The 364-nt window shown below is 58.5% G+C and carries 1 protein-coding gene; it reads left to right on the top strand.

Annotated features, from left to right (window positions below):
• Positions 1-249, top strand: a 249-nt coding sequence (locus K7W42_RS22800; RefSeq protein WP_369411425.1) for an HD-GYP domain-containing protein, incomplete at its 5' end; no start/stop codon positions are given.
• Positions 250-364: the final 115 nt, after the last annotated feature.

The following is a 364-nucleotide window of genomic DNA, read 5'->3' as shown; positions in this document are numbered from 1 at the left end:
GAGGCAGAGATTCCGCTGCTCGCACGCATCTTCGCGGTGTGCGATGTCTACGACGCCCTGACCAGCAAGCGGGTCTACAAGCCCGCCTGGACCGCGCAGCAAGCCCAGGAAGAGATTGCGCAGCAGGCGGGCAAGCAGTTTGACCCTGAGGTGGTGCAGGCCTTCCTGACGCTTGTGGATGGTGTCCGAACGGCGGCAGATGACGAGCATCAGGGACACACTGCACAGGCTTCAGAACCGAAAAGATGATGGGCCATATGAGAGGCAGTGAATCTATGCAGATGAAAAGGTCTGGGCATACTCGACCCTGAGGCTGACTTTTTGATCCAAGAATGGCAGGTGCAGCCGCCAGCGAGAGCTATTG

It is taken from the genome of Deinococcus betulae, from assembly GCF_020166395.1.
GTDB classification, from domain to species: domain Bacteria; phylum Deinococcota; class Deinococci; order Deinococcales; family Deinococcaceae; genus Deinococcus; species Deinococcus betulae.
Note: the sequence above shows the minus strand (reverse complement) of the source record. Positions and strands in the feature narration are given on the sequence as shown.